Origin of the sequence: Ammonicoccus luteus (assembly GCF_050880385.1) — a bacterium.
In the GTDB taxonomy this organism is placed as follows: domain Bacteria; phylum Actinomycetota; class Actinomycetes; order Propionibacteriales; family Propionibacteriaceae; genus Enemella.
The window spans coordinates 285,611-298,983 of sequence record NZ_JBNZCI010000001.1 but is presented as its reverse complement, the minus strand read 5'-3'; the positions used below and the strand labels follow the sequence as shown (position 1 = coordinate 298,983).

Below are 13,373 nucleotides of genomic sequence, written 5' to 3'. Positions count from 1 at the left end.
GGTCAGGGGTGCTGCGCACTTCGCTGCGGCGTACTGGGCTGTGTCCGGCCGCGACCCGAACGAACAGGAGATTTGCTCGATGACCGAACGTGTGAAGATCGGCGACCTGCAGGTCGACAAGATCTTGGTCGACTTCATCAACGACGAGGCGCTGCCCAAGACCGACGTCGATCCCGAAGCCTATTGGCAGGGGTTCACCGACGTATTCGCCCGTTTCGCCCCGCGCAACGCCCAACTGCTGCAGATCCGTGAGGACCTGCAGCACCGGATCGACGAATATCACCGGGCGAATCCGGGCGCGCCGGCCATGGACGACTACGTCGCGTTCCTGCAGAAGATCGGCTATCTGGTCGAACCGCCCGCTGACTTCCAGGTCCGCACCGAGAACGTGGACACCGAGATCTCCGAGGTCTCCGGTCCCCAGCTCGTGGTGCCGATCCTCAACCGTCGCTTCGCGATCAACGCGGCCAACGCCCGGTGGCACTCGCTCTACGACGCCCTGTACGGCACCAACGCCATCCCCGACGAGGGCGGCGCCGAGCGCGGCAAGGGCTACAACAAGGTCCGCGGTGACAAGGTCATCGCGTGGGGCCGTGAGCTGCTCGACACCGCCGCTCCGCTGGAGTCGGGTTCGCATGCGGATGTGACGAAGTACGCAGCCGGTGAGCGGCTGGTCGCCACTCTGTCCGGCGGCGAGACCGTGGGCCTCAAGGATCCGGAGAAGTACGCCGGCTTCTCCGGCGATGCCGACGCCCCCACGGCGGTGCTGCTGAAGAACAACGGGCTCCACATCGAGATCGTGATCGACGCCGAGGACACCATCGGCTCGACCGACAAGGCCGGCGTCAAGGACATCGTGGTCGAGGCCGCGATCACCGCGATCATGGACCTCGAGGACTCCGTCGCGGCCGTCGACGCCGAGGACAAGGTCATCGGTTATCGCAACTGGCTGCTGCTCAACGACGGCACCGCGTCGGAGCACATGACCAAGGGCGACAAGACCTTCGACCGCGTGCTCAACGCCGACCGGACCTGGACCGCGCCGGACGGCGGCGAGGTCCGTCTGCCGGGCCGTGTGCTCATGTTCGTCCGCAACGTCGGCCACCTGATGACGAACCCGGCAGTGCTGGATTCCCGCGGCGAGGAGCTGCCGGAGGGCATCCTCGACGCCCTCGTCACTTCGCTGTGCGCCATCCCGGGCCTCGTGGAGAGCAACGAGAAGCGCAACTCGCGCACCGGCTCGATCTATATCGTGAAGCCGAAGCAGCACGGCCCCGACGAAGTCGCGTTCACCACCGAGCTGTTTGCCGCTGTCGAGCAGGTCGTCGGTCTGCCGGAGAACACGCTCAAGGTCGGCATCATGGACGAGGAGCGCCGCACGACCGTGAACCTGTCGGCGTGCATCGAGCAGGCGATCGACCGCGTCGTGTTCATCAACACCGGGTTCCTCGATCGCACAGGTGACGAGATCCACACCTCCATGGAGGCCGGCGCCATGATCCGCAAGGCGGAGATGAAGAACGCCACGTGGATGACGTCCTATGAGGACTGGAACGTCGACACCGGTCTCAAGCACGGGCTGCCCGGCAAGGCCCAGATCGGCAAGGGCATGTGGGCCATGACCGAGCTGATGGCCGAGATGCTCGAGCAGAAGATCGGTCAGCCGAAGGCCGGCGCCAGCACCGCGTGGGTGCCGTCGCCGACCGGTGCCGCCCTGCACGCGACCCACTATCACCGGGTCGATGTCAAGGCGATCCAGGACGAGCTGCGGGCGGGCGGTGCGCGCGCCGAGCTCGCCGACATCCTCACGATTCCCGTCGCGGAGAGCACGGACTGGACCGAGGATGAGAAGCGGAACGAGATCGACAACTCCTGCCAGTCGATCCTCGGCTATGTCGTCCGCTGGATCGATCAGGGTGTCGGCTGCTCCAAGGTGCCGGACATCAACGACATCGACCTGATGGAGGATCGGGCCACCTGTCGCATCTCCTCGCAGCTGATCGCCAACTGGATCCGCCACGGCATCGTCAGCGAGGAGTTCGTCCTCGACTCGCTCAAGCGCATGGCGCCGGTCGTCGACCAACAGAACGCCGGTGACCCGCTCTATCGGAACATGGCTCCGGAGTTCACCGACAGCATCGCCTGGTGCGCCGCGCGGGACCTGATCCTGCAGGGCACGAAGTCGCCGTCGGGTTATACCGAACCGCTGCTCCACGCCTACCGGCGGAAGCTGAAGGCCTCGCTGGGTCTCTGATTCCAGCCGAACGGGCACCCCGCTTTTCGCGGGGTGCCCGTTTTTTTGTCGCCCGGTCCCGACGCTTCGGAGGTGGCCGACCGCAAAACTGCCGCAAAGGCTCGGCTTATAGTTGGCTTGGAGAGTCTCAGAAAGATTATGATGGACTTATACTTACTCCCAGGGTCCGGATCCACTCCGGAGGCCACATGACCGCTATCCCACGAGGCAAACATGCACATGCGCACCCGTGACCCCCACACGGTCAGGCTCTGGCAAGCCCCGGTGATCGCCGCCCAGGCGCTGTGGCTGCGCAACCGCCGCCCGGTGCTGTCCTGCGCCGAGGGTCTCGATCATGGCGTCGTCCCGGGGCCCGGACGGCCTTCGTTCCGCTTGGCCATCGTCGGTGAGTCCACCGCCGCGGGGGTCGGGGTGACCGAGCACGACCACGGCATCGCCGGTGCTCTCGCCCGCCGTGTGCGCGATGCTCTGGGACGCGAGGTCGAATGGACGGCGCGGGGCGCGCAGGGCTCGACGGTGTGCCTGACCCGTCACCATGTGATTCCCCAACTGGACAACGACTATCACCTGGTCGTCCTGCTCGCCGGGGTGAGCGATGTGATCAACGGGGAGACGCTCGCGGATTGGAGCATCGACATGGCAGCCGCCGTCGAGGATCTCGCTGTCCGCAACCGACATGTCCTCGTCGCCGGCATGCCGCCGCTGAAGGACTTCCCTCAGCTTCCGAGCCCGCTCGCCGAGTTTCTCGATCGCCGCGGCCAGGAGATGGACGTCGTCACCGCACGCATCGCCAGCGGACGGGACAATGTCACGTTCGCTTCCAGTCGCCCGCCGAAGCCCTTGGACCCCACCCTGTTCGCAGCAGACGGGATGCACATGACCGCGGCCGGCTATGCGGGCTGGGCCGACGCGTTGCTGGCGGAATACCTCGCCAGCCCGAGCGCCACATCAGCGTCCTGACGAGTCCCCCGGCATCAGCGTCCTGACGACACGCGCCGGATTGCCCACCGCCACCACGTTGGCGGGGATGTCCCGGGTGACCACCGCGCCCGCACCGATCACCGAGTTCTCTCCGATCGAAACGCCGGCGAGCACGATGACCCCACCGCCGAGCCACACATTGTCCTCGAGCGTGATCGGCTCCGCCGCCTCCCACTTGGCGCGCCGCAACTCCGGATCGAGCGGATGGGTCGGCGTCAGCAACTGCACACCCGGTCCGAGCTGACAGTCCCGGCCGATCCGGATGGGAGCCACATCGAGCGCGATCAGACCGAAGTTCACGAATGTCCCGGCGCCCACGCTGAGCTGTTCGCCATAGTCGACGAAGAGCGGCGGGCGGATATCGGCGCCCTCCCCCACTTCGCCCAGGAGATCGGCCAGAACGGCTCGAGCGGCCTGCTGATCGTGGGGATAGAGCTGGGCGTACTCCGCCTGGAGCCGAAGCGCCCGCCCGGAGGCCGCAGCGAGATCGGGGTCATCCGCGATGTACAGATCGCCGGCCAGCATGCGCTCGCGCTGGGTGCGATGGTCGGAGGGCATCGATGAAGTCACGACCGTGCACGCTAGTGGCCGAGGCGTTCCGCGCAGCAGCAGCCCGCGATGTCGAACAAGAGGTCGCGCACTACCATGCGGGAAAACGATTGCGGGCTGAAGTCAGGAAACCGCCGCCTGACCACGTCCGAAGGACGGAGTGCCATGCGGATCATCCAGGACGACGGGGAGGCTCTCGGCCGCTTTGCGACCGATCTGATCGCGGAGCGGATCGCGGACCGTCCGGACGCCGTGATTGGGCTCGCGACCGGGTCGTCGCCGATTCCGATCTACGTCGAAATGGCGCGTCGTGTCGCTGCCGGCACCCTGGACCTGTCCTCGGTGCGGTTCTTCGCCCTGGACGAATATGTCGGCCTGGCGGCCGACCATCCCATGTCCTATCGCGCGTTCCTGGACGACCACGTGGTCGGCCCCTGCAACCTGGATCCTGCCCAACTGACCGTCCTCAACGGCAAGGCCGCCGATCCCGTCGCCGAATGCGCCGACTATGAACAGGCAATCAGCGCCGCAGGCGGGATTGATCTGCAACTGCTGGGCATCGGCCACAACGGACACATCGGCTTCAACGAGCCGACCTCGTCGTTCGCCTCCCGGACTAGGGTGGTCGCCTTGACCCACCAGACCGTGGACGCGAACGCTCGGTTCTTCGACGACGACGCCGAGGACGTGCCGCTGCTCGCGCTCAGCCAAGGAATCGGCACGATCCTCGAGGCCGGTCGACTGGTGCTGATCGCCACGGGCGCGGGCAAAGCTCCGGCGATCCGCTCGGCGATCGAGGGCGAACTCACCTCAAGCGTCCCCGCCTCTGCCCTGCAACTGCACCCGAAGGTAACGTTCTTGGTGGACGAGTTCGCCGGCTCCATGCTGGCGAGGGTCGACTTCTATCGCCGCGAGCGACAGATCATCCCGGGATACGGTCACTGACCAACAGCCCACCGTGGAGGCGCCATGAGCGATGAAACGCTTCATGTGCTGCTTCTCGCGGCAACCGGCCTGCTGCTGCTGGCCCTCGTCGCAATCAAGTTGTCCCATCGGCTCGGCATGCCCGTGCTGTTGCTGTTCGTCGGCATCGGCATGCTCCTCGGTGACGGTGGCATCGGCCTCACCTATGACAACGTGGAACTCACCCGACAGGTCGGCACGCTGCTCCTGGCGATCATCCTCTGGGAAGGCGGCTATACCACTCGCGCCGCCGCGATCAAACCGGTCGTCGCGCGATCGGTCGTCCTCGCCACCGCGGGGGTGCTGATTTCCGTCGCCGTCACCTCCACCGTCGTGTTCTGGGTCCTCGATGTCGATTGGCGCACCGCCGTGATTTTCGGCGCAGTGGCCTCGTCGACCGACGCGGCGGCAACCTTCGCCATCCTGCGACGGCTCCCGGTGGTGCACCGCATCCGCCAGACGCTGGAGGCCGAATCCGGATTCAACGACCCACCGGTCATCGTGCTCATCGCGGTCGTCATCTCGGACGCGTGGTTCGAGATGTCACCCGCCGGGATGCTCACCTCCGCCGCATTCCAACTCGGCGTCGGCGCCGCCGTGGGACTGCTGGTCGCCCTCGGGGGAGCGTCCTTGCTTCGACTGGCGGCGCTGCCCGCGAGCGGGCTCTATCCGTTGGGAGCGGTGGCGATCGGCATGGTCGCGTTCGCAGGGGCGGGCATCATCGGAGCGTCAGGTCTCCTGGCCTGTTACGTCGCCGGTCTGGTGGTCGGCAACAGCGGGCTCCCCCACCATCGCACCACGATCGGGTTCGTCGAGGCGTTGGCGTGGCTCGCACAGATGTCGCTGTTCATGATGCTCGGGCTGTTGGCCAGCCCACACCGGCTGGTGGACGCCATTGCTCCCGCACTGGTGGTCGGCGTGCTGCTGACCTTCGTCGCCCGTCCGGTTTCCGTGTTCGCCTGCCTCCTGCCCTTCCGGGTGCCGTTGCGCGAGCAGATCTTCATCTCGTGGGGTGGGCTGCGAGGTGCGGTCCCCATCGTCCTCGCGGCGATGACCATGGCCTCCTCGGTGCCGGATGGTGAGCACATCTTCGATGTGGTCTTCCTGATGGTCATCGTGTTCACCCTCGTCCAAGGTCCGACCCTGCCGCTCGTGGCGCGCTTGACCCGCGTCTCCGAGCCCGCCGGGACAACCGAGATGACTTTCGAATCCGCTGCGCTGGACGATGCCGACGTCATGGTGCTCAAAGCGGCCGTGCTGCCCGGCTCCCGCCTGCACCGCGTCACCGTCAAAGAACTCCGCCTCCCCGATCGGGCGACCGTGTCGATGATCATCCGCGGGGGCGAGATCCTCGTGCCGGGTGACGACACCCATCTCAGGACCGGGGACGAACTCATCCTCACCTGCAAACCCGAGGACTTGCCCGCGGTCACCGAACGCCTGAGTCATGTTGATCGCGGCGGCCGGCTCGGCCGATGGTTCTCCGGCACCCATTGACGCGCCGCGCGGCCGATCCCGATCAACCGGCGAACGGCCGCGCCTCGAGCCCGCGCACGCCAGGTCGCACCACATAGACGGATCCGGCGGCCGGTTCCTCGTGATCCTCGAGGTTTTCCCGCGACGTCGTGATGAAGAGTTGATCGAGATCCGCCCCGCCGAACGTGCACGCCGTGACTTGATGAACCGGCACGTCGATGATCTCGCTCAGCGTGCCGTCCGGGGCATAGCGGTGGACCGCGGACCCCTTGTTGAGCGCCACCCAGACACCGCCCTCCGCATCGACACAGAGACCATCAGGCCGCCCTGCGTGCTCGTCGATCGTCACCCAGGGCCGCCGCCGACCGAGCCCGGTCGCAGGATCATGATCGAACGCCCAGACGGTCATGGTCGGGGTGTCGTTGTAGTAGGCACGTTTGCCGTCCGGACTCCAATCGATCCCGTTCGAGGTCGTGACCGGCGCGATCACGGTGCGGGGCTCGCTGCCCGGCCCGTCCCAGCGATACACCGAGGCGGCGCCCTCGGTCCGGTCATAGGCCATCGTGCCCACATAGAACCGGCCCTCGGGATCACACCCGCCCTCGTTCGTGCGCAGGCGTTCGTCCCGGAACAGTTCCACCGCCGGCGTCAGGTCGGACAGGTCGTCCGTTCTCGCCAGCGAGATGCCGGACTCCGTGGCGATCACAGCTCCTCCGCCGACCCGCGGCCGGAGGACCGACGCAATCGGAGACCCAACCGGCGTACGCTCCACCCGATCCCGCCCGATCAAACCGGAACCCGAATCGGCCGGGTCCAGCGTCAGAATTGCCCCGTGGAGCATGTCCACGCACCGCAGGCGCCGGAGGCTGGGGAACCACACGGGACCCTCACCGTGGTATGCGATGGTCTCCGTCAGCCGCTCCGCTTTCATGACCTCACCCTAGGTGGCTCATCGGGGCTGCCCAAGGGCTTTGGGAGACTGGGCCGCATGAGCACGCACCTGAGCACCCCCATCGAGGAGTACGCCCTGCTGGCCGACATGCGCACCGCTGCCCTGGTGTCCAGGGAGGGGAGCATCGACTGGCTGTGTCTGCCCCGGATGGACTCCCCCGCGGTGTTCTGTGCACTGCTCGGCACGCCGGACCACGGGCGCTGGCAGCTCACGATCGCCGACGGCACCGTGGTCGAGCGGCGCTATCGCGGCGATTCGTTCGTCCTGGAGACCACGTGGGAGAGCCCGACCGGCACGGCCCGCGTCCTGGACCTGCTGCCGTCGGGCGCCGACGAGGTCGACCTCATGCGGGTCGTCGAATGCGTGTCGGGCGAGGTGGTGGTCGAACAGGACCTGCGGCTGCGCCTCAACTACGGGCAGGTCGTGCCCTGGATCCGACAGGAACCCCAGGGGCTCGTCGTCATGGCCGGACCCGTCGGCATCCTCCTCTCGGGTCCGGACCTCGATCCCGAGTGTGGACCCCACGGTGCCCATTCCCCCTGCCTGACCACCCGGACGCCGCTGCGCGAGGGCGGCCGCCTCGATTGGCAGATGCTGTGGTTCCCCTCGCACCGTCCGTTCCCGAAGCCCGCCCACCCGGCGGCCGCCATCGGCGAGACCGAACGGTTCTGGGCGCAGTGGAGCGGTGATCTGGAGGTCCGGGGGCGTTACCGCGCACCAGTGCGGCGCTCCCTGCAAGTGCTGCGCGCTTTGACGAACTCCTCGACCGGCGGGATCGTCGCGGCACCGACGACCTCGTTGCCGGAGGAATTCGGGGGCGAGCGCAACTGGGACTACCGATACACATGGCTCCGGGACGCCGCCTTCACCATCGAGGTCCTCGTGGCGCACGGGAATTCCGACAAGGCCGTGCACTGGCGCGACTGGCTGCTGCGAGCGGTGGCCGGGGACGTTTCGCAGCTGCAGATCATGTATGGCATCGCGGGTGAACGGAACCTTCCCGAGAGCGAACTCGACCACCTGCCCGGCTATGCCGACTCGAGGCCCGTGCGGATCGGCAACGGCGCCGTCGACCAATATCAGGCCGATGTGGTGGGCGAGGTGATGCTGGCGCTCGGTCAGTTGCGGGACAACGGACAGGGTGAGGATGCGTGGTCGTGGGGGCTGCAACGCCAGCTCCTCCACTACTGCGAAGAGCACTTCGATCGCGAGGATCACGGGATCTGGGAGATGCGCGGGGAGGCGCACAAGTTCACCCACGGGCGGGCGATGATGTGGGCCGCGTTCGACCAGGGGATCCAGGCGGTGGAGCAGCACGGGCTGGACGGTCCCGTCGACCGCTGGCGCGAGCTGCGGGCACGGCTGCAGACCGAGATCGACGAGCACGGTTTCGATCCCGGATCGAACTCGTTCACGCAGACCTACGACAACACCGAGGTGGACGCGTCGCTGCTGCAGCTGCCGCACACGGGGTTCTGCTCCTATGACGATCCCCGCATGCTCGGGACCGTCGACCGGATCGAGGCCGAGCTGGGCGACGGCTCCGGTCTGCTCCACCGCTATCGGACCGCTGCCGGACTGGACGGTCTCACGGGGGACGAATATCCGTTCCTGATCTGCTCGTTCTGGCTCGTGGAGCAGTACGCGTGCAGCGGTCGCCTCGACGACGCCGTCGCGCTCATGGATCGACTGGTCGGTCTGGCCAACGACGTGGGGCTGCTGAGTGAGGAATACGACCCGACCAGCGGCCGCCTCGCCGGCAACTTCCCCCAGGCGTTCAGCCACCTCGGGCTCGTGCGTGCCGCGGCGGCGATCCTGGACGCGGGGGATGCCGCCTGAGACGGGGCGGCGCCGGAGTACCGTGGAGGGTCAGGAGGACGCCTCGGACCACCGAGGACCCGTTGTGAGGAGGACCCCATGGCTCGACCTGCCGGTGAACGGTATGCCTGTGAGAAGTGCGGTGCGCAGCTGGTCTATGAGAAGGCCTGCAACTGCACCTCGGGGCGTCACGAGGAGATCTGCTGCGGCGTCCAGATGAAGAAGGTCGACGGCTGACGACCACCGTCCAGCCCCGCGTGCTGGACGCCGTCTTCGTCGGCACCCCGGCGCCGTTGGCCCCGGAAGGGCAGCTGTCGGCGATCGTCAAGCACCCAGTCGGGGGCGCGGTCCGGGTGGACGCGGACGGCCTCACCGGGGACCAACAAGGGGACCTGCGGGTCCATGGTGGCCCGGAGAAGGCAGTCCACCTCTATCCGCCGGAGAACTATGCCCTGTTGGCAGCGGCGCGGCCGGAACTGGCCGGACAGCTGCGTCCCGGTGTGCTCGGGGAGAACCTGTCCGCGCCCGGTCTGACGGAGTCCGCCGTCTGCATCGGGGACATCTATCGGATCGGCACGGTCCGGCTGCAGGTGAGCCAGCCGCGCCGGCCGTGCTGGAAGATCGACCACCGGTTGGACTCCCCCGGCCTCAACCAGGTGGTCGTGAAATTGGGGTGCCCCGGGTGGTACGCGCGGGTGCTCACCCCGGGCGAATTGGCCGCAGGTGACCCGGTCAGCCTCGACGATCGGCCTGCCCCGGACATGACGCTCGCACGCCTGCTCGCGACCGATCGGGACCACCGCCCCGCACCCGATGAGTTGCGCGCCCTTGCGGCCGCTCCCGGCCTCAACGACGACTGGCGGGCCCGCCTCCTGCGGCGCGCCGAGTGGCTCCTGAGCCGCTCCAGCTGAACGAGCGCAGCGAGCCGAACGCGCCGGGCCACCGGTCCGCGCTGATCCGGTCGGGGAGACGAGTGCGATACTCCGCAGGTGGCCATTCTCTCAGTGACCTTCCCGTTCTTCGCGCTGGTGTTGATCGGCTATCTCGCTGCCCGCCTGCGCATCCTGCCGCTGGTGGCGGTGCCGGGAATGAACACGTTCGTGCTCTATTTCGCACTCACTGCGATGCTGTTCCAGCTGGGCGCGAGGACCCCGATCGCCGAACTGCTCGACCCGGTGGTCCTCGGCCTGTGGTTCCTGAGTGGCCTGCTGATCATGGCGATCGCCGCCACCACTGCGTTGCGGCGCAAGCTGGGTTGGCTGGACGCATCGTTCGGCGCCTTGATCGCCGTGCTGCCGAATTCCGGATTCATGGGCGTGCCGCTGCTCACCACCCTCCTGGGTGCCACTGCCAACGGCCCGATCATCGCGTCCCTCTTGGTGGACATCGTGCTCATCCAGTCCTTGGGGGTGGCGTTCTCGCACCGGGGTGCCGGCGAGAAACGGAGTGCCTGGGCCGAACTCCGGGGCGCCCTCACGCGGATGTCCCGCAATCCCCTGCCGTGGGCCATCGCTCTGGGGGGCGCTTGGGGAGCGACCGGACTGACGCTGCCCGCCCCGATCGACCAGGTGATCACCTTGCTCGCTGCCGCCGCCACCCCGGTCGCACTCTTCACGATCGGGGCAGTGCTCGCCCGCGAACAGGGCAACACTCCTGACGGTCGGATCAGGACGGGGATTCGGGCGTTCGGTGACGTCTATTGGCTGGCCGCGCTGAAGCTGTTTGCCCATCCGCTGTTCGTGTGGCTGCTCGGACGTGGGGCGATCGCGCTCGGCCTGCCCCTGAGCGAAAGTGCCCTCGTCGTGCTGGTCCTGGCGGCCGCGCTGCCCGCCGCTGCCAACGTGTCGGTGCTGGCGGAACGGTTCGGTGCTGACAACGGCCGCGTCGCCCGGGTAATCCTTGTGTCCACCGTCCTGAGCTTCGCCAGCTTCTCCGCCGCGGTCGCGCTGCTCACCTGAGCCGTTCTCGTGCCGAATGGGCGTGTCGGGGCGTGTTGGCCGGGGCACCGGGTTTCGGCCCCTGAGATGTCCCCACATGGGGTCCGGCATTGCTGTGGAAAGGATCGCGCCCGGTCTGCCGGTACATCTCAGGGGCCGAAACCACTACGGGCGAAGCTGACAGCCCTCTGATCGCTGACAGCCCTCTGATCGCGGACAGCCCTCTGATCGCTGTGCTCGTAGCTTCGGCACCGCCCTGCGATCCGGCCAATCACCGGATCAATGCTCAGCCGGTCCCATGCGCACGCTCACCCGGAAACAACCGAGGCACACCAGCGTTCCCACCGCGGCGAGGATCGTGAGGGGAACGACCGAGCCCGGACCCGCGAGCCCGACGAGCGGTGCCACGATCGCGCCGGCGAGGAACTGCGACGCACCGATCAGCGCGGACCCGGCCCCGCGCGCATCTGCCGCGTACCCCAACGCCAACGCCACCGAATTTCCGAACAGGAACCCGACGCCGATCGTGAAGAACAACAACGGCACTTCGATCAGCAGGACCGGGAGGTCGAGGACTTGTTGGAGGGTGAGGAGGAGTACGCCGGCGACGAGGCCGACGAGTCCCACCCCCATCATCCGATGCTGCCCCTGCTTCTCGACGAGCCTCATGTTGATCGTGCTGCCGAGAAAGATCCCGGCCGAGTTGATGGCGAAAAGGACACCGCTGCCGAGGACGCCGAAGCCCATGATCGTCTGGAACACGAACGGCGACGAGGCGATATAGCCCATCAACACGACGAAGGCGAAGGTCATCGTCAGGGCGTTCGCGAGATATCCCGGACGCCGCAGGAGGAGGAACAGTGCCGGTCGCCTTCGACCGCTCGCGGACACTGCGGGTTCAGGATGAGCACGCGCCGCCCGGCCGTGCGTCTCCGGAACCACGAAGATCACGGCGAGCAACATGAGTCCTGTCACCGCCGTCAGCGCCCACAGAATTCCGCGCCACCCGACGGGCACCGCAAGCACACCGCCGATCAACGGGGCGACCACCGGCGCGATGCCGCCCACCATCGCGAGCAGGCTGAACATCTTGGCTGCCGCCACCCCGCGATAGATGTCAGCCACGATCGCCCGGGCAATTACGATCCCCGCCGCTCCGGTGAAGCCCTGCACCAGCCGGGCCGCCAGGAGCACCTCGGCATTCGGGGCCATCGCTGCCACCGCCGACGCCACCAGGCACAGCACCGACCCGACCACCAGCGGGGGCTTGCGGCCGGTGCGGTCCGACAACGGCCCCAGCACGAGCTGCCCCGCGGCCACCCCGAGAAAGAATGTCGTCAGCGTGAGCTGGATGACCGTGACCGGCACACCGAGCTCGTGGGCCATGACGGGAAAGGAAGGGAGATACATGTCCGTCGCGAACGGTGCCAGCGTCGATAACAGCGCCAGCGCGACGAGCAGCAATCTGCTGCCTGGGGAGTGAGAAACGGTCGGCATCACCGCGAAGTCTTGCAGCTATTCGTGGCCCCGCACCCGCGTCCCGGCGGTCAGCGGAACTCGGCGGGGACAGCCGTCCTGAGCGCCTCGCGCACCGCGGCGATCGCCGGCGAAGCCTGCGATGCCTTGCGGGTCGAGGTGAAGATTTCTCGCTCTGGGTTATCCGGCAGCGCGATCAACCGCAGCGCCGGGCCGGCGCCCATCGCCGCGAGCCCGTTGACCATGCCCACCGCATGTCCAGCCTCGATCAGACGCATCTGCGCCTGCAGGTCGGCCGTTGCGAAACGCACGTCCGGCTCGAACCCCTGCAGGCGGCAGCGCTGAACCACCCAGTGACGCGAGGCGGCACCCAACGGCTCGAGCACCCAGGCGCTGCCGTCCATGTCGCTGAGGCATGTGGCCTCGCTGTCGCGCTGCACCGCCAGCCGGAGGGGGTCGGTCATGAGAATCTCTCGGTCGAGACCCGGATGCCACGGCGCGGCGTGGCCCGGATATTGCTCCGCCACCACCAGATCGAAGTCACCCACTCGGGTGTCATAGAGCGCGGTCTCCGGCTCGCGCTGCACCATCTCGATCCGCACATCCGGGGCCAGCCCGGCGAGGATCTGCAGCATCCGCGGCACGAGCGCGAGCGCCGCCGACTGGAAAACCGCCACGCGCACCGTGCCCAGCGGTCGGCCGAGCGAGCCGGCCAGTTCCCGTTCGGCGAGCTCGAGGCGTTCGAGGACGGCCTCCGCGTGGTCCGCCAGCAGCTCGGCCTGCGGGGTCAGTTGCAGCCGGCGTCCCCGCTTTTCGGTCAGGCGTACGCCCACCTCACGCTCCAGCAGCGACAGCTGCTGCGACACGGCCGACGGGGCATAGTTCAACGCCGCCGCGACTGCGGCAATCGTGCCGCGCAACCGCAGTTCACGCAGCAACCGGAGTCGTCGGACATCGAGCACGGCAT

General features: G+C 67.6%; 12 protein-coding genes. 8 read left to right on the top strand and 4 right to left on the bottom strand.

Translation table 11 applies throughout. The features are described from left to right. Positions 1-79 precede the first annotated feature (79 nt). Both ACQ260_RS01375 and ACQ260_RS01370 read left to right on the top strand, forming a co-directional pair. Positions 80-2,254: a malate synthase G gene (locus ACQ260_RS01375; protein ID WP_432557601.1), complete on the top strand. Its 2,175-nt coding sequence runs from the start codon at positions 80-82 to the stop codon at positions 2,252-2,254. A gap of 219 nt (positions 2,255-2,473) precedes the next feature. Further along, a complete protein-coding gene (locus ACQ260_RS01370) occupies positions 2,474-3,214 on the top strand; it encodes an SGNH/GDSL hydrolase family protein (RefSeq protein WP_432557600.1) in 741 nt (246 codons plus the stop codon). On the opposite strand, the gene ACQ260_RS01365 is transcribed toward ACQ260_RS01370, so the two are convergent. Beyond that, complete coding sequence (locus tag ACQ260_RS01365) at positions 3,203-3,805, bottom strand: sugar O-acetyltransferase (protein ID WP_432557599.1); 603 nt, start codon at positions 3,803-3,805, stop codon at positions 3,203-3,205. The genes ACQ260_RS01370 and ACQ260_RS01365 overlap by 12 nt on opposite strands. A gap of 144 nt (positions 3,806-3,949) precedes the next feature. On the opposite strand from ACQ260_RS01365, the gene nagB reads away from it, so the two are divergent. Beyond that, positions 3,950-4,729, top strand: a complete 780-nt coding sequence (gene nagB / locus ACQ260_RS01360) for a glucosamine-6-phosphate deaminase (RefSeq protein WP_432557598.1) — start codon at positions 3,950-3,952, stop codon at positions 4,727-4,729. A 24-nt stretch (positions 4,730-4,753) separates the two neighbouring features. Then, on the top strand, positions 4,754-6,244 hold the full coding sequence (locus tag ACQ260_RS01355) for a potassium/proton antiporter (RefSeq protein WP_432557597.1): 1,491 nt from the start codon (positions 4,754-4,756) through the stop codon (positions 6,242-6,244). Between the two features lie 22 nt (positions 6,245-6,266). Here the strand turns inward: ACQ260_RS01355 and ACQ260_RS01350 are convergent, their stop codons facing one another. After that, complete coding sequence (locus ACQ260_RS01350) at positions 6,267-7,154, bottom strand: SMP-30/gluconolactonase/LRE family protein (RefSeq protein ID WP_432557596.1); 888 nt, start codon at positions 7,152-7,154, stop codon at positions 6,267-6,269. A 57-nt stretch (positions 7,155-7,211) separates the two neighbouring features. Here ACQ260_RS01350 and ACQ260_RS01345 point away from each other — a divergent pair, with 57 nt between their 5' ends. From ACQ260_RS01345 to ACQ260_RS01330, 4 genes are all read left to right on the top strand, one after another. Beyond that, positions 7,212-9,014, top strand: a complete 1,803-nt coding sequence (locus tag ACQ260_RS01345; protein ID WP_432557595.1) for a glycoside hydrolase family 15 protein — start codon at positions 7,212-7,214, stop codon at positions 9,012-9,014. Between the two features lie 78 nt (positions 9,015-9,092). Beyond that, on the top strand, positions 9,093-9,230 hold the full coding sequence (locus ACQ260_RS01340; RefSeq protein ID WP_432557594.1) for a hypothetical protein: 138 nt from the start codon (positions 9,093-9,095) through the stop codon (positions 9,228-9,230). Positions 9,231-9,250: 20 nt separating this feature from the next. Continuing rightward, positions 9,251-9,904, top strand: coding sequence for an MOSC domain-containing protein (locus tag ACQ260_RS01335; RefSeq protein ID WP_432557593.1), 654 nt, complete (start codon positions 9,251-9,253; stop codon positions 9,902-9,904). A gap of 78 nt (positions 9,905-9,982) precedes the next feature. After that, positions 9,983-10,951, top strand: coding sequence for an AEC family transporter (locus ACQ260_RS01330; protein WP_432557592.1), 969 nt, complete (start codon positions 9,983-9,985; stop codon positions 10,949-10,951). A 258-nt stretch (positions 10,952-11,209) separates the two neighbouring features. Here ACQ260_RS01330 and ACQ260_RS01325 read toward each other — a convergent pair whose 3' ends face one another. Continuing rightward, positions 11,210-12,427 carry a multidrug effflux MFS transporter gene (locus ACQ260_RS01325; RefSeq protein ID WP_432557591.1) on the bottom strand — a complete coding sequence of 406 codons (1,218 nt, stop codon included), beginning with the start codon at positions 12,425-12,427 and terminating at the stop codon, positions 11,210-11,212. Positions 12,428-12,477: 50 nt separating this feature from the next. Beyond that, entirely contained in the window at positions 12,478-13,368 is an 891-nt protein-coding gene (locus ACQ260_RS01320) for a LysR family transcriptional regulator (protein ID WP_432557590.1), read from the bottom strand. Positions 13,369-13,373: the final 5 nt, after the last annotated feature.